General features: G+C 60.1%; 12 protein-coding genes. 3 read left to right on the top strand and 9 right to left on the bottom strand.

Going from position 1 to position 15,288, the window contains the following annotated elements; all coding sequences use genetic code 11:
• Window positions 1–105: 105 nt before the first annotated feature.
• A complete protein-coding gene (locus tag HMPREF0308_RS12300) occupies window positions 106–1,290 on the top strand; it encodes an HNH endonuclease signature motif containing protein (protein ID WP_005532095.1) in 1,185 nt (394 codons plus the stop codon).
• Here HMPREF0308_RS12300 and HMPREF0308_RS12295 read toward each other — a convergent pair.
• From HMPREF0308_RS12295 to HMPREF0308_RS12260, 8 genes are all read right to left on the bottom strand, one after another.
• Window positions 1,262–3,577, bottom strand: a complete 2,316-nt coding sequence (locus HMPREF0308_RS12295; RefSeq protein ID WP_005532094.1) for a bifunctional lysylphosphatidylglycerol flippase/synthetase MprF — start codon at window positions 3,575–3,577, stop codon at window positions 1,262–1,264. The two genes, HMPREF0308_RS12300 and HMPREF0308_RS12295, sit on opposite strands and share 29 nt — an antisense overlap.
• Window positions 3,564–4,772, bottom strand: a complete 1,209-nt coding sequence (locus HMPREF0308_RS12290) for an alpha/beta hydrolase (RefSeq protein WP_005532093.1) — start codon at window positions 4,770–4,772, stop codon at window positions 3,564–3,566. Before HMPREF0308_RS12290 ends, HMPREF0308_RS12295 begins: the two co-directional genes overlap by 14 nt.
• A gap of 70 nt (window positions 4,773–4,842) precedes the next feature.
• Window positions 4,843–5,952 carry a cysteine desulfurase family protein gene (locus HMPREF0308_RS12285; RefSeq protein WP_005532092.1) on the bottom strand — a complete coding sequence of 370 codons (1,110 nt, stop codon included), beginning with the start codon at window positions 5,950–5,952 and terminating at the stop codon, window positions 4,843–4,845.
• Window positions 5,952–6,893, bottom strand: coding sequence for an electron transfer flavoprotein subunit alpha/FixB family protein (locus HMPREF0308_RS12280; protein ID WP_005532091.1), 942 nt, complete (start codon window positions 6,891–6,893; stop codon window positions 5,952–5,954). Before HMPREF0308_RS12280 ends, HMPREF0308_RS12285 begins: the two co-directional genes overlap by 1 nt.
• 8 nt (window positions 6,894–6,901) lie before the next feature.
• Window positions 6,902–7,678, bottom strand: a complete 777-nt coding sequence (locus tag HMPREF0308_RS12275) for an electron transfer flavoprotein subunit beta/FixA family protein (RefSeq protein ID WP_005532089.1) — start codon at window positions 7,676–7,678, stop codon at window positions 6,902–6,904.
• A 24-nt stretch (window positions 7,679–7,702) separates the two neighbouring features.
• Entirely contained in the window at window positions 7,703–8,896 is a 1,194-nt protein-coding gene (locus tag HMPREF0308_RS12270; protein WP_005532087.1) for a THUMP-like domain-containing protein, read from the bottom strand.
• On the bottom strand, window positions 8,893–9,720 hold the full coding sequence (locus tag HMPREF0308_RS12265) for an NUDIX hydrolase (RefSeq protein ID WP_005532085.1): 828 nt from the start codon (window positions 9,718–9,720) through the stop codon (window positions 8,893–8,895). Before HMPREF0308_RS12265 ends, HMPREF0308_RS12270 begins: the two co-directional genes overlap by 4 nt.
• A gap of 12 nt (window positions 9,721–9,732) precedes the next feature.
• Entirely contained in the window at window positions 9,733–10,548 is an 816-nt protein-coding gene (locus tag HMPREF0308_RS12260) for an ABC transporter ATP-binding protein (protein ID WP_005532084.1), read from the bottom strand.
• Between the two features lie 94 nt (window positions 10,549–10,642).
• Here HMPREF0308_RS12260 and HMPREF0308_RS12255 point away from each other — a divergent pair, with 94 nt between their 5' ends.
• Window positions 10,643–12,649, top strand: coding sequence for a maltotransferase domain-containing protein (locus HMPREF0308_RS12255; protein WP_034657603.1), 2,007 nt, complete (start codon window positions 10,643–10,645; stop codon window positions 12,647–12,649).
• Between the two features lie 51 nt (window positions 12,650–12,700).
• The gene (glgB, locus tag HMPREF0308_RS12250) at window positions 12,701–14,821 is read left to right on the top strand and encodes a 1,4-alpha-glucan branching protein GlgB (RefSeq protein WP_005532080.1); all 2,121 of its coding nucleotides are present in this window, start codon (window positions 12,701–12,703) and stop codon (window positions 14,819–14,821) included.
• A 26-nt stretch (window positions 14,822–14,847) separates the two neighbouring features.
• On the opposite strand, the gene HMPREF0308_RS12245 is transcribed toward glgB, so the two are convergent.
• Window positions 14,848–15,252 (bottom strand): arsenate-mycothiol transferase ArsC, encoded by a 405-nt coding sequence (locus tag HMPREF0308_RS12245; RefSeq protein WP_005532079.1) that lies wholly within the window; start codon window positions 15,250–15,252, stop codon window positions 14,848–14,850.
• Between the last annotated feature and the right edge of the window lie 36 nt (window positions 15,253–15,288).

Genomic DNA, 15,288 nt, shown 5'->3' with positions numbered 1-15,288 from the left:
CTTTCGTACATATTTTCGATTTTCCCTTGAGTTTAACTCCGTGCATGTTTAGAATGAGGGGCATGAACATACAAACAGATATTCTAACGGCGGGGGCCTGGGGGAATGAACGGATACTACTTGGTCAATGACACCTCATGCCCTGTAGCCACTGCCGCCAGGGAAGTAAGAAAGCTTGAGTTCGAGCTCTGGGCCGAATGCATTCCAGAGCACGACGCAGATATCGAACTAGTTATCCAAAATCTAGCCACCACAACAGGCCGCGGTACCTACCAAACAAAGAAGATTCTCTTCGCTCTATACCGCATCCACGAATTGCCTCAATTGCTTGCGTTGCAACATGAGTCATACTTCCTCGACATATCCAGGCTCACTGCCATCGACCTCGCTCTCAACAAACTCGGCGCGCCTTCACCGGAAGCTCTCGAGCAAATTGACGCGGCGTTGTGCGAGTTTTTCACTCCCACTAAGCCGCGGCAGGTTCTTCCATCCAACCGCGCCATCACCAAATTCATCTACGACCTCCTCCGCCTACTTGATGACAACATCGAGCCAGAATCAAAGGAAGAGGAAAAGCGAAATGATTCCTACTCCACCTACCCAGTACCGGGCGGCCGAGAGGCCATCAGCGCCGAATACGACGCCGCCACAGCATTCGAACTAGACAAACACATCAAAGACACCGCCGAAAAGCTAGAGATCACTCCGGCCGAGGCCCTCGAAACACTCATTCGCGGAGAAGCTAATTCCCAAGCCACAGTCATCCTCAACATGTACCGCGCTAGCGACCTCAAGGATGCGCCTGCGTTCATTCAAGACGTCGGCTGGGTATCCGCTGAGGTAGCGGACACACTGGAACCCACTGTCGTTCGTGACATGGAAAAGGCCGAGACCGCGGTGAGCAGCAGTTACACCACACCGGCCACGATCCGTGCGTACGTCGAAGGGCGCGACCTCACCTGCCGCATCCCTGGTTGTGACCGCCCAGCCTGGGAATGCCAGATGGACCACCGCATAAACTTCGCAGACGGAGGCCAAACCACAGCATCGAATTTGGTGAGTCTATGCCAGCCTCACCACAACCTCAAGACCGACGGCCGCGTCTGGTACATCATGGACGAAGAAACCAATGACATCATCTGGCTCTTCGACGATGGCCACTACGAATTCTCCCGAGCCGAAGGCCCCCTCGCTCCGAAGAAACGCAACTGGTTGCGAACTTTCATGGAGGCCGTGGCAGCAAGAAGAAGGGAGGCCCGAGCTAACTGTTTGAAAGACGAAGAGCGTTAAGCGCCTCGGATGCTTTCAAGTTGGGCAGGTATGCGTGAACAACTGCCAGACCGATCGAAGGAAGCGATAGCTCGTCCTCGTAGCAAAGGAACCACTTGTGCTCTTCAGGCTGAAACTTCCTCTTACTGGCAGCCAGAGAACGGAATCCATAGAGAGGTTCCATCTGCTCTCCTATTTTGGCGAGCAAAGTATCAAGTGTGGATGGCTTCTCGGCTGATCCTGCCAACGGCGCACCAGAAAGCGAAATCCACTCGCAGCCTTCTCCTGCCGCAATCACAAGCGCCTCCGAGATGAGCAGTTCCATCACGCCCTTAAAACCTTGATCATTGCGGCGCATCACGTCGAGCGTATACCCCACAAGTTGCCCATCACGGCGGACCGGCATCCAGCTGGTCATGCCATGAATCATGCCATCATCACCAATTGCTAGGAGGAGCCGCGTGCCAGCCACCTTCATTTCTTCGATACCACCCAAGGTGAACCCCATCTCTGGGAGCGCTTTCTCGCTCACCCATTCCTCACTCAGTGCCACGAGGGCGGATGCCACACCGACGTCGAGTTCGTCCCAAGTGGTCCAGACAGTTGTGACGCCTTCCTTGACCGCCTTGTTACGCGCGGTGCGGATGTTCTGGAATTTCTTACCCTTAAATTCGGTGTTCTCACAGCTCAGCACCGCTTCCTCGGCGACCTCGAGACGCTTAAAATCTGGGTGGTTATTAGCAAAGTCAGCATTCACGGAATACCACGCCGGTGTCATGCCTTCGGTCCTGACAAAGTCTTCAAACTCACGCGAAATATCGTCGCCGACCGGTCCGCCCAGAGTCAGGGCAATTCCGTTGGAAGCACGGTAGGCCACGTAGGAATCTCGCTCGAAGAAATATCGGTTGCCCTGCCATAAAGTCATGAAAGAGAGGTGGTCGCCAGAACGTCGTTCCAGGATTTCGCGCGCCTTGACACGGTCGGCCTCCTGCTGAGGATCCGAAGGGGCGGCAAAGCAGCGCCACAGGGCCCAAATCACTGCGAGCCACCATACGTTGCCCACCCATTCGTAAAGGAACCAGCCGAAACCGCTGGCGGGGATCAGCTCGTGTGGAGCGACCAGTGTGATCACTGCAGGAAGGAATCGCAACGGCCACTCAGCAAGAGCAGTGCTTAACGACGCCCCGCCTACAAACGCCGACTTAACCAGCAGCGTTCCGAGCAGCCACGCAGCCGAGCAGGAAGCAGCCACAATGGCCAGGATGCCCGCGTATTTCTTAAGCATGCGCGGGGATTCGTGAACGCTAAAAAGCTTGTGCGAGTAGAGCAACACAGCAATGCAGAACAGCCAAGGAAGCAGCGCTTCAAACAGATTAACCCCATACAAAAAGAAGCCATCTTGGTCAAGATCCCAAAGCTGAATCAGGAGGAAGCCCAAGGACGCGAGCTGGACGACCAAGGAAAGAGACCAAGCAACACGCCGGCCGCGCACCAAGCCAAAGCACAATACAAGCTGAAGAAGAAGCGGCATCAGGTTGGCCAACATGGGCCCAAAGCCATGCATGCGAGCAATGTCAGCTGCCGAGATGCACGCATCGGACGTGGAATCGAGTGTGCACAGAACTTCGACGGAGACGTCGGAAAGCACAGGCCCCCACATGAGTCGGGTGAGGTCAGAAAAGGGCCCTTCGGCGGTGGGATTGATTGCCACGAGGACGGGGCTGATGGCAACCGCGCCCAAAATCAGGGCAACGAGGACGCGCCGCTCGCGAAGTGAGGGCGTCGCACGCGATTGAGGATGCCTCCACATGCCCAAGAAAAGCCCAAGCAGCGCAGCGGTAAGGCCAAGCACATCTGCAAGAGAGCCGGCGTAAAAGACGTTGGTCAAGGCCAGCACCATGATGAGTACTCGGAAGCGGCGCTTCCACAGGCGGGGCATAATCGCTGAGGCATACATGGCTGCGCCAAAGATCCAGCCAACCGGCGTAAACAAGAAGTTGTGGAGCAAGTCGTCGCCCCATCGATTCAAGCCGGTGATCTCAATTCCACGGGCAATAACAAGAGCGAGCGGTGCCGAAACCATTTGTGCCAGAAGGCCAACGACGAAGTATTTCTTGCTGCCCAAAACCTTTTCTGTGGGGATGCCAAAGACGAGCGCAAAGAAGGTCACGACTATCGAGCCACCAATGGTGACGGTACTCAACCCAGAGGTGACGACCCATTCGTAGTCAAGCAGATGCAAAGCCCACATCACCGCGATAAGAGCTGCGGTAACTGGGAAGAACTTGAGCTTCTTAAGCGTGGACATCGGATTCCTTAATTCCGTCGAATGGGTCTCGTTCTACTTGGATTCCTCCGCGGGCTGCAGCCCACGCGAAGGTTTGTCTAAGCGCGGGCCGCCAAACCCCGAAGGAATGGCCGCCGGGCAGCGTGGCAACGTAGCTCTTAGCGCCTGCCTGCCGGAGCATCTCGGCGAGATCGTTCTGCGCGCTCTGGGCATCTTTATCCTTATCGCCGGAAATGAACGCCACCGCAAGATTGGGATATTTCTTGTTCTGAAGCAGGTGCGCAGGATTTTGTGCTTGGAAGGCGCGCTCGTCGCCTTCGAAGAGCTTCGTCACGGTGTCCGAGTGATTGCCCAGGGTGGGCTCAGCTTGACCGGAAAAGTCCATGTAACTGCCGTAACTTGCGGGATGGTTCGTGGCCACTTGCAGCGAACACGTACCGCCATAGGACAAGCCTGCAAGTGACCAGTGCGACTGATCCTCGTCTACGCGCAGCTGCTTTTTGATTGCAGCGGGCACGTCCTGCGAGAGATAGGTCATGACCTTGGCACGGGCAGAGTCGGCGCATACGGGATTTCCAGTTTCCGAGCCAGTCGCATCCACCGCGATAACGATTGGCGAAACTCCTCCGTTTGCTGCTTGGAACTGGTCCGCGGTCTGCGCGGCGCCTCCTGAACCAAACCATTGTTCAGGTCCACCCGGGTTGCCGTGGAGAAGCACCATCACTGGCAGTCGTTGTCCGCGGAAATAAGCAGGTGGCAGGTAAGCGATGGCCTCCCGCGCCTTAAAGCCTGACTTCTCCCCTTGCAGGTTCAAATGCACCGTCGCAGCGCCTTGGCCCTTGTAGGTAGGCAACTGCCAAGGTGAGATCTCTTGGGCCACGGGCCTAGGGTCGAGGGAACCGACGGTCGGGTACGTTTGGTACTCCAAATTCACCAAACCGGCCAGTGCGATCAAGGACAACAGCCCAGCGATCACGGTCGAAGTCTTAGGTTTGCGAAGCAACGCAGCGATAGCAATGGCACCCGCGATCAGAATGTAGACGGGAACGTCCCAGTGCCGAAGGAAAAGCCACGCGATGATCGCGGCAGCAACGGCGAACAAGACCGGCTTTATCTTGCGGGTCCATGCAATCAAGCCAACTGCGCCCACGAGGATGACCACGTAAATGATGCCATTAACAGGATCAGCCAGCGGAAGGTCTAGGAAAAAATTCACTCCTAAACACTAGTCCTGCGCTGGCTGAATACGCTGTGAGAAGGCTGCGAGGTTGGTACTGAATCGCTACCTAAACGCTGCGGGCACGCGCTACCACTGCGGGCAGCTCCTGGAGCACGAAGTCAACGTCCTCTTGGGTGGTGTTGCGTCCGAGGGTAAAGCGTAGCGAACCAATTCCATCGGCCTCGGAAACATTCATTGCTTCCAGCACGTGTGACATGCGATTCACACCGGAATGGCATGCACTGCCTGTCGACGCCTCGATGCCCAACGAGTCGAGCAGCATGATGAGGCTGTCGCCATCAGTTCCGGGGAAAGAAACGTGCAGGTGCGAAGGAAGCATCGGCTCGGAGGAGTTGAGCACCACGTTGTCAATGCTGGATACGATGCCTGCGCGGAGGGTGTCGCGAAGCCGGCCCACGCGCTGGGACTCGGAAGGAATCTCGGCGATGGACTCCTCGAGAGCTGCGGCTAGAGCCGAGGCACTGGCGACGTCGACTGTGCCAGGGCGGATTCCACGTTCCTGGCCGCCGCCATAGGCGATGGGCTGCGGTGCCGGGCTGCGCTTGGCCAGCAGGAGTCCGATGCCGCGCGGGCCGCCGAACTTGTGGGCACTCGCAGCCAGAGTGGTCAGCCCCAGCTCGTGGAAGTTAATGGGCAACTTACCTGCCACCTGGACCGCATCCACGTGAACGGGCGTCCCGGCAGCTTGCGCGCGCGCCGCGAACTCAGCGATGGGCTGGATAGCACCGGTCTCGTTGTTGGCCCACATGCAAGTGGCGACGTCGGCCGGGGTATCCAGCAGCGAGAGGTCGCTGACGTGGGAGTGTCTGTCGACAGGCAGCAGATCCACCTGCGCGCCCTTCAACTGTGCGACGGTGTCGCGGACAGCGGGATGCTCGATGGGCGTCGAGATGACGCGGTTCGTGTTGCCAGCCTTGTAAAGGCCCTGGATAGCGATGTTGTCTGCTTCAGTTCCAGAAGAAGTGAAGATCACTTCGATGGGTTCGCAGCCAAGGAGCTCGGCGACTTTCTCGCGGGCGTCGTCAAGCACGGAGCGAGCGCGCCTGCCAGAGGCATACTGGGCTCCCGAGTTAACGGCCCCGGAGGCGGCAACCCAAGCATCGATGGCCACCTGGCGCATGGGTTGGGTGGCCGCATAGTCGAAGTAGCGAGACATTACTTGCGGGACTCCAACTCAGCAACGAGTGCCGGGGCGATCTCGTGCACGTCGCCCACGACGCCGAGGTCGGCGATCTGGAAAAAGGGCTCGTCTTGGTCCTGGTTGACCACGACGATGGTGCCGGAGGTCTGCATACCGGAAGTGTGCTGGATGGCACCGGAGATTCCGAGGGCGATGTAGAGATCGGGTGACACGGTGACGCCAGTCTGGCCTACTTGATGTGCTGGGTCGTAGAAGCCCTGGTCAACAGCGTCGCGGGTGGCGCCGACGGCGCCGCCGAGGGCGTCAGCCAGCGGCTCCACGATGGTGGAGAAGTTGTCTTCAACGCCGCGGCCGCCGGAGACGACGACCTTCGCTGCGGTCAGCTCTGGGCGAGCCGACTTCTCGTGCGGGGTGAAGGAAGCAACGGTGACGTCCTTCGCGGTGGCGGCGGGCAGCGGCATCGGTGCGGGAGCGACGGCAGCCGGCTGCGGATCAACGGTCACGGCGCCAGGGCGCAGAGTGTAAATCGGGGTGGCACCGGCTGCGGTGGCGGTGGTCTCGTAGGAGCCGCCGAAGATGGTCAGGTGTGCGGAACTATCGGCGTTGATGCCGTCGACGTTGACCAAGGCGCCAGCCGCCAAACGCGCAGAAAGGCGGCCGGCGATCTCGTTGTTGGTCGGGGTGGCTGCCAGCACGATTGGGGCTGGGTTCGCGGCGGCGAGGGCGTGCAGGGCATCGACCTCGGGCAGAATGATGCGCTTGTCGTAGTCCTCGGCGGTCGCCTGGACGATCTGGGCGGCACCCAGTGCTGCGAGCTCGGAATCGAAGGCATCGGCCTGCTTGCCGACGACGACCGCAGAAACGGTGCCCAGGGCACGAGCGGCGGTAATGAGCTCGCCGGTGACAGGATTCAGGACGTTATCTTCGTGTTCTACAAGTACGTATACGTGAGACATTTATTCTCCTAGATAAGGTTCTTCGCGGCGAGGAAGTCGGCGATCTGCTTGGCGGCTTCTTGTGGGTTCGGCTCGGTAATGACCTCGCCGGCGGTACGGGCTGGGCGCTGAGCAGAGGCCGTAACGGTGGTGGTCGGCGCCACTGCCTCGATGCCGAGCTTGGCGACGTCGAGGGTGCTAACCTCTGCCTTCTTCGCGGCCATGAGGCCCTTGAAGTTGGGGAAACGCGGCTTATCGGCCTTGTCGGTAAAGGAGACGATCGCAGGCACAGGCGCCTCGAGCTCCCAGTGACCGCGGGCATCCTCGCGGACGCCGCGCAGGACGCCGCCATCTAGGCTCAGGGACTTCAGATCGGTAAGCGCAGGCAGCTGGCGGTACTCGGCGAGCAGACCTGCGAGCAGGCCGGTGGATGCGTCCGAAGAGGAGTTGCCGAGGGTAATAACCTGCACGTCCTCAATAGTGTTGATGGCCGCGTTCAGGGTCCATGCGGTGGACAGCGCGTCGGCGCCGGAGAGGGCGTCATCAAGCACGTGCACTGCCTCGTCCGCGCCCATGGCAAGAGCCTTGCGCAGCGCCTCGTCGGCGGCGGCTGGACCCATGGTTAGTGCTACGACCTTGAACTCGGGGTTAGCCTCCTTCAGGCGCAGGGCCTGCTCGACGGAGTACTCGTTAATCTCGTCGATGACGTTGTCGACGCTGGTGCGGTCGAGGGTGTGGTCTTCCTCGAGGGACTTGGTGGACCAGGTATCCGGTACGTGTTTGACCAGAGCCACGATTGCGGGCATTGGACACTTCCCTTTCCGATAGATTTATGTTGCGTAATTATCCTCGGACGATACTACTCGCGGTCCGCACAGCAACGCGATTCCCTGCGTGCCAATGCGTGTCATCACAATCGCCATGGAACGTTTGCCCTTGAGCTTGAGCTTCTTGCGCAGCTGATCCGGATCGACGTTTAGACCGCGGACCAGTATTTCGAGCGAGCCCGCGCCGTGCGCCTGCAGCGCAGCCTTAAGCCGCTTGACGGGCACGGCCTCAATGAATGGAAATCCGGACGTGCCTGCCGGGATGCGTTCCCCGGTGAGGTACGCGATACGCGGATCGAGCTGGTGCAGGCCCTCCCGGGCCGCGTAGTGGCGCACCAGACCCGCGCGGACCACGGCGCCATCGGGGTCGATGATGTAGCTGCCGATGTCGCCGGCCTCGGGCAGGTTGTCCTCGTCAAAGTCGTTGCTGTCGAGGATGTCTGCGGCGCCATCCGTGCCTTCAGTGTCTTCCGTGCCGTCTTTGAGCAACACAGCCTGGCGGCCGGTGGCCAAGCCCGGGGTATAGAGACACGCTTCCTTGACGTTGCCGTTCACGCTGGCCACAGAGACCAGTCCCGGCCACTGCGAGAAGTCGAGGCCGGGCGCGCACTTCACGGCCAGCTCGGCACTGTGCGCAATGCGCGAACTGTCAGCACTGTGCGCAGCAACTAGGTCCGGCAGAGGCGGCAAAAGCTTGGCGGGATCGGTGATCCGCTTGCCGTCCTTGCGGCGCGCGGGGTCAGCGATGAGTACCCGTGCAGTGGAGGTTTGGGTCAGCGCATCGGCGCGGAAGAAGGGGTGGGCCACGTTGTGCTGGGCCATTTTGATGCGGGAAGCATCCAGGTCGGAGCCGATGTAGGTGCCCTTGTTCCAGGCGTGCCCTTCGGTGCCGATGGAACAGGTGACATCGTGGACAAGTTCCACGCCCAGGCCTTGCAGAAAGCGGCGTCGGTACTGCGCCAGCACCAAAGGCGTGGCCTGCTGCGCAGAGTCGGAATCCATGAGCCAGTCGGCTGGTAGCTTGCCGCTGCGCCGGGCTTTGATCAGTTCGGCCACGCAGCGATAGTTCTCACCGTAGAGCTGCTGGAGCTTGGCGACGTCGCTCAGCTGCGAGGCTTTGCTGAACTCAAGGTTTAGGCCCGCGATTTCGGGCAGATGCTGGGTGAGGAAATCGACCTCAGCGAGGGTATAACTCATATTCTGTCTACTGGGAAAGTCGTAAAGTACTCGCGGTAGCGCGGGTCGTCTTTGGGATCGCCGATGATGGGGCGAAGGTCGGAGAAGGAGGCGTCGTCAAGCGCTTCTTGCACCGTGGAATAGCTGGATAGCCGCAGCATCTGTGCCCACGTGGGCAGCGCAAGGCGCACCAGCCCGGCGCGCCAACCGTCGAGGACGAGCTGCGGTGGAAACCAACCGGCGTCGTCGGCCTCCATGGTGTGACCGTCCGGCTCCTGGCCCTCGGGCAGTACCCCAATGAAAAAGAAGGTGTCGAACCACTGTCCCCCGTCTTCGCCTGCCCAACGGGACCACGGGCGGAGCATGTCGGAATCGGCGCGCATGCCGTTGTTGCTGAGAAACTCGGTAAAAGAGATGTCATGGGATTCGAGGAGGACGCGCTCGCGGTGATAACGCGATGCGTCGGAGACAATGCCGTCGTCGCGAATGGCGAGCAGCGTGCCGGATTCCTCGAACAGTTCGCGGATCGCTGCAAACACCAAGGCATGTGCTTTGTACTTGGTTACTCCCATGCGCCGTGCCAGGGAGATAACGGAGCGGCCTGTCCACAGATCGCCTGAGTCCCACATGCGGGGCGGGAAGTCACGTGGGTCGACTCCTCCGCCTGGGAACACCGCGTGCCCTGGATAGTTGCGCATGGTGGACACGCGCTCCTGAATCCATACCTCGAGCCCTTCTTCGCCGTCTCTAAGAAGCAAGACAGTCGCCGCCAAGCGTCCACCATTGAACCCGGTGGTTTCGTTATGGTCGATCGCGTCAAGGCGGTCATGGATGGGCTGGGTCATGCATCTTTCCGTTTAGCGTAGGCGGCGGGCGAAGTACCTATCACCGATGCGATCCACTTGGATCGGCTGGTGGAATGCCTGCGTGAGGTTCGCGGAGGTGAGGACCGAGTTAATGAGGCCCTTGGCCACGACCTTACCCTCATCGAGGATCATCGCATGCGTAAATCCGAAAGGGATTTCTTCTACGTGGTGAGTAATCATGACGATTGCAGGCGCATCAGGGTCGAGAGCTAAGCCTCCCAGATATCCCACTAGGTCTTCCCGACCTCCTAAGTCCATGCCTGCGGAGGGCTCGTCGAGGATGAGTAATTCGGGGTTCGACATCAAGGCACGCGCCAAGATGACGCGTTTCTTCTCCCCTTCCGACAGGGTGCCCCAAGTGCGCTCCGCAAGGTGGCTAGCGCCCACTTGTTCGAGAATTTCATAAGCGCGAGAGAAGTCCATGTCTTGATATTCCTCGCGCCAGCGGCCGAGCACTGCGTAGCCTGCGGAGATAACGAGGTCATCGACGCGCTCGTTATCGGGGATGCGATGTTGCACGGCAGCTGAGGAGATGCCGATGGCGGCGCGGAGATCGCGCATGTCGGTCTTGCCAATGCGCTCGCCCATGAGGAAGGCGGTACCGCTGGAGGGGAACTCTTCCGCGGAGGCCATGCGCACGAGGCTGGTCTTGCCGGCGCCGTTGGGGCCGATGATGACCCATCGCTCGTCGAGTTCTACTTGCCAGTCAACTGGGCCCACCAGGGTATTGCCGCCACGTCGCAGTTCGACGCCGCGGAAGTCGATGAGCCAGTCTTCGTCAGTCTCTGGCTCGGGAGCTGGGTTCATTGGATTCACTGGGTTTGTTTGATTCACAGGTTCTATTGTGGCGGATATTTCTGTTGGCCGGTGAAAGTGACACAGCTGCATTAATCTTAAGGGCATGACTACACGCCTTGCTATCGATGACGTTCGCCCAAGCTTGTCCGGTTCTGTCCCTTCTAAAGCAGTGGTGGACGAGGTAATTCCAGTAACTGCGCTGGTGTGGCGGGAGGGCCACGACGCAGTCGCCGCAACGTTGTCGGTGTGGAACTCGGACTCCCCCGCGGTTTCTTCCGTGACGATGGACTTCGATGCCGTCAATCCCGACCGAGTGCATGGCGTGTTTACTCCGGCGACCCCCGGCCGCTGGTTCTTCCGTGTAGACGCGTGGTCAGATCCGATGGCGACGTGGCGTAACGCCATTACCAAGAAGATGGAGGCCGGCCAGTCAGCGCAGGAACTGTCCAATGACTTGCTCCACGGCACGGAGCTCTTCGAGCGTGCATCCCTTCAGTCCCCAACGGATAAGGCAGCGCTGCTTATCGACGCCGCCCGTGCGCTGAGCGACGAATCCTTGGACCCCGCCGAGCGAGTGCAACTGGCGCTGTCTGAAGAGACTACGAAGCTTTTGCACACCCACCCGCTGCGCGATCTCCTCGTAGAGGGCGAAATCCACGAGGTATTAGTTGAGCGTCGCGAAGCGTTATTCAACTCTTGGTACGAGTTGTTCCCTCGCTCCACGGGCGGTTGGGACGAGAACGGCCAGCCGGTGCATGGCACGTTCAAAACCACGCAGAAGGCTTTGGAACGCGTCGCGGATATGGGCTTCGATACCGTCTACTTCCCGCCGATTCACCCGATTGGCGAGGTACACCGCAAGGGCAAGAACAACTCCGTGGTAGCAGAGCCAGGCGACGTCGGCTCCCCGTGGGCTATTCAAGACCACTCCGCCACGCACCCGCAACTGGGCACGATGGAAGACTTCAAGGAGCTGGTGGCCCGCGCAAAGGAGCTGGGTCTCGAGGTGGCCTTGGACTTGGCCCTTCAGGCTTCGCCGGATCACCCATGGGCGCAAACCAATCCAGAGTTTTTCACGGTGCTGCCGGACGGCACCATCGCCTACGCGGAAAACCCGCCAAAGAAGTACCAGGACATCTACCCACTCAACTTCGATAATGATCCTGACGGCATCTACAACGAGATTTTCCGCGTGATCATGCTGTGGGTCGATGCGGGTGTGACCACCTTCCGCGTAGATAACCCGCACACGAAGCCAGCAAACTTCTGGAACTGGCTCATCTCCAAGGTCCACGTAACCCATCCTGAGGTCATCTTCTTGGCTGAGGCCTTCACCCGCGCACCGCGCCTGTTTGGGCTGGCCAAGGCTGGTTTTACCCAGTCTTATACCTACTTCACCTGGCAGACCTCCAAGTACGAGTTGACGGAGTTTGCCAAGATGCACGTCGAACAGGCTGATATCTGCCGCCCGAACTTGTTCGTGAATACCCCGGACATCCTGCACGAGTCCCTACAGACCGGCGGCCGCGCAATGTTCGCCATCCGCGCGGTTCTCGCGGCCACCTTGTCGCCGCTGTGGGGCGTCTACTCCGGCTATGAGCTCTACGAGCACGAGGCTGTTGCGCCGGGTAGTGAAGAGTACTTGGATTCCGAAAAGTACGAGCTGCGCCCGCGCGACTTCCAGGCAGCGCTGAAGAAGGGGGCGTCGCTTGAGGCTTACATCCGCCTGCTGAATCTGATTCGCCGCGAGAACCCGGCCCTGCAGCAGCTGCGCAACCTCAAGTTCCACAATGCGGATAACGAGAACATCATCGCCTACTCAAAGGCGGACCCAGCCACCGGCAACGTGGTTCTCGCCGTGGTGAACCTAGACCCGCGCAATGCCCAGGAGGCCACCGTGACCGTGGACATGGAGGCCATCGGCCGCGCAGACGGCGACGTCTACACCGTGCACGATGCGATCACTGGCGCGGCTTATAACTGGTCCAACCGCAACTTCGTGCGCCTCGAACCGATGCGCGATGTGGCCCACGTGTTCGTCCTTCCACAGGCAGACTCCCATTCGTTGAACCGCCTTGCCTGGCGTGACGTTGACGATTACCGCGCATAACGCCTTTCATAACCAGCCCCGCACCCGCACACAGTTAGGTAACTTGGACACATGACCATTCCGGAACCAGACCTTTCCCGCCTTAATAATTGCCGTCACCACGCGCCGCATGCCTTTTATGGCTGGCATGAAGGTCTCGTCCGCACCCGCCGCCCTGGCGCTGAGGCAGTCCAGTTGGTTACCGCGGCTGGCGCTGTAGACATGTCCCCGGTGGGCCACGACTTGTGGGAAGAAACCCTGCCTCAGGAACAGGACTACCGCCTGCGCGTTACCTACCCGGGACAGACGCCTGTCGACGTCGCCGACGGCTATCACTTCCTGCCCACCTTGGGCACGCTGGACCTGCACCTGATTTCCGAGGGCCGCCACGAGCGCCTGTGGGATGTGTTGGGCGCGAACCTGAAGAGCTACGACACGGACCTGGGCACCGTCGACGGCGTGGCCTTTGCCGTGTGGGCGCCGAACGCTGAAGGCGTTGCGGTAATAGGCGACTTCTGTGGTTGGAATCCCACCCAGTACCCGATGCGCAGCTTGGGTTCAACTGGTGTTTGGGAGGTCTTCATCCCAGGCATTAGCGAGGGCGAGCACTACAAGTTCGCCATCCAGACCAGGGACGGCCGCCGTATCGATAAGGCGGACCCGCTAGCCAAGCGCACTATTGCCCCGCCGGAGACTGCCTCGGTGGTCTCCGCTAATCGCTACGAGTGGAACGATGCTGCGTGGTTAGAGCAGCGCACTGGTGACCTTAACGTGCCAATGAGCGTCTATGAGCTGCACGTGGGTTCCTGGAAGATTGGTTCCAATTACAACTCCCTGCGCGAAGAGCTCATCCCGTACCTGCAGGAGCATGGCTTCACTCATGTCGAGCTGCTCCCTGTTGCCGAGCACCCATTCGGCGGTTCTTGGGGCTACCAGGTGTCGGGCTACTATTCCCCTTCCGCGCGTTGGGGTACTCCGGACGACTTGCGCGCGCTTGTCGACGCCCTCCACGGCGCCGGCATCGGCGTCATCGTCGACTGGGTCCCGGCGCACTTCCCTAAGGATGACTTCGCCCTGGGACGTTTCGATGGCCAGGCTCTCTACGAGCACCCGGACCCGCGCCGCGGCGAGCAGTCCGACTGGGGCACCTACGTCTTCGACTTTGGCCGCAACGAGGTACGCAACTTCCTAGTGGCCAACGCTTTGTACTGGGCAGAGGAGTTCCACATTGACGGCCTGCGCGTCGACGCGGTGGCTTCTATGCTCTACCTGGACTACTCCCGCGACGAGTGGCTTCCCAACCAGTACGGTGGCCGCGAGTACCTGGAGGCGGTCCAGTTCCTGCAGGAGACCAACGCCACGCTGAATCGCGTCCATCCTGGTGTCTTGACCATCGCTGAGGAGTCCACCTCCTGGCCAGGCGTTACTGCACCGACGGATCAGGGCGGTCTGGGCTTCTCCCTGAAGTGGAACATGGGTTGGATGAATGACACCTTGGAGTACTTCAAGCACGAGCCCATCCACCGCCAGTACCACCATGGTGAGCTGACCTTCTCCATGATTTACGCCTACTCGGAGCGATACGTGCTGCCGTTTAGCCACGACGAAGTTGTCCACGGCAAGGGCTCGCTCTGGACCCGCATGCCGGGCGATGACTGGAACAAGGCCGCCGGCCTGCGCGCGCTCTATGGCTACATGTTCTCCCACCCTGGCAAGAACTTGCTTTTCATGGGCCAGGAGTTCGGCCAAACCACGGAGTGGAACGAGTCCAACTCGGTTGACTGGTCCAACCTGGAGGGCTGGGGCAACGAGTGGCACCACGGCATCAAGCGCTTGGTGCGCGATATCAATGCGGTGTACAAGGACACCCCGGCGCTGTGGTCGCAGGACTTTGCACCTGAAGGGTTCCAATGGGTCAAGTCTGACGACTCGAACAACAACATGTTGGGCTACGTCCGCTACGGCACGGATGGCTCCGCGCTGTTGGCGGTGTGCAACTTCTCAGGCAGCTCGGTGCCCAACTATAACCTGTGGCTGCCGCGCGACGGCGCGTGGGAGATGATCCTCAACACTGACGACGCCGTCTACCAAGGAGCAGGCAACGATCTGCCGCGCTGGATTCACTCGCAGGGCAACTACACGGAGCTCCACTTGCCGTCGAACTCCGTGCAGTGGTACCTGTTCAGGGGCTAAGCTCCCCTCCCCGAGGCAGGCCCGCGTTAAGCCTGCTTGTTGACTCTCGCGATGAGTTCCTGCACGCGGGAGTCGATGTCGTCGCGCAGCTCGTTCATGCGCTGGGTGCCCTCGACGCCGCGCAGGGACGGGTCTTCGATATCCCAGCGCTCAGCGGGACCGTCGTAGTCTGCGCCACCTACCACGATGACGTGCTCGACCTGTGAGGCGAGCTCAGGGTCCACAGGCTTCGGAGTGCCCTGCGCCATGTCGGCACCGACCGCGGCAAGCGATTCCGCTGCCTCGTGGTTAATGTCGCCGGCAATGCCTGGCTCTGACACCTGGACGCCTGCGGAATACACGTCCCACTCGGGCGCGTGCTGCTTGGCCAGAGCGGCAGCCATCTGGGACTTGCCGCGGTTGCTGTTGCAAAGAAAAAGTACGGAGGTCATGACTCCGTACTTTATCCGTGTTTTATGCCTCGCGAT

This window comes from Corynebacterium striatum ATCC 6940, assembly GCF_000159135.1.
GTDB lineage: Bacteria > Actinomycetota > Actinomycetes > Mycobacteriales > Mycobacteriaceae > Corynebacterium > Corynebacterium striatum.
The sequence above is the reverse complement of the archived record's forward strand: the minus strand, read 5'-3'. Positions and strand labels throughout refer to the sequence as shown.

What these genes read in the sequence shown, in the direction of transcription:
- HMPREF0308_RS12300 (WP_005532095.1), top strand. Translation starts at nt 106, where the DNA reads ATGAACGGATACTACTTGGTCAATGACACCTCATGCCCTGTAGCCACT.
- HMPREF0308_RS12295 (WP_005532094.1), bottom strand. Translation starts at nt 3,577, where the DNA reads ATGTCCACGCTTAAGAAGCTCAAGTTCTTCCCAGTTACCGCAGCTCTT.
- HMPREF0308_RS12285 (WP_005532092.1), bottom strand. Translation starts at nt 5,952, where the DNA reads ATGTCTCGCTACTTCGACTATGCGGCCACCCAACCCATGCGCCAGGTG.
- HMPREF0308_RS12280 (WP_005532091.1), bottom strand. Translation starts at nt 6,893, where the DNA reads ATGTCTCACGTATACGTACTTGTAGAACACGAAGATAACGTCCTGAAT.
- HMPREF0308_RS12275 (WP_005532089.1), bottom strand. Translation starts at nt 7,678, where the DNA reads ATGCCCGCAATCGTGGCTCTGGTCAAACACGTACCGGATACCTGGTCC.
- HMPREF0308_RS12270 (WP_005532087.1), bottom strand. Translation starts at nt 8,896, where the DNA reads ATGAGTTATACCCTCGCTGAGGTCGATTTCCTCACCCAGCATCTGCCC.
- HMPREF0308_RS12265 (WP_005532085.1), bottom strand. Translation starts at nt 9,720, where the DNA reads ATGACCCAGCCCATCCATGACCGCCTTGACGCGATCGACCATAACGAA.
- HMPREF0308_RS12260 (WP_005532084.1), bottom strand. Translation starts at nt 10,548, where the DNA reads ATGAACCCAGCTCCCGAGCCAGAGACTGACGAAGACTGGCTCATCGAC.
- HMPREF0308_RS12255 (WP_034657603.1), top strand. Translation starts at nt 10,643, where the DNA reads ATGACTACACGCCTTGCTATCGATGACGTTCGCCCAAGCTTGTCCGGT.
- glgB (WP_005532080.1), top strand. Translation starts at nt 12,701, where the DNA reads ATGACCATTCCGGAACCAGACCTTTCCCGCCTTAATAATTGCCGTCAC.
- HMPREF0308_RS12245 (WP_005532079.1), bottom strand. Translation starts at nt 15,252, where the DNA reads ATGACCTCCGTACTTTTTCTTTGCAACAGCAACCGCGGCAAGTCCCAG.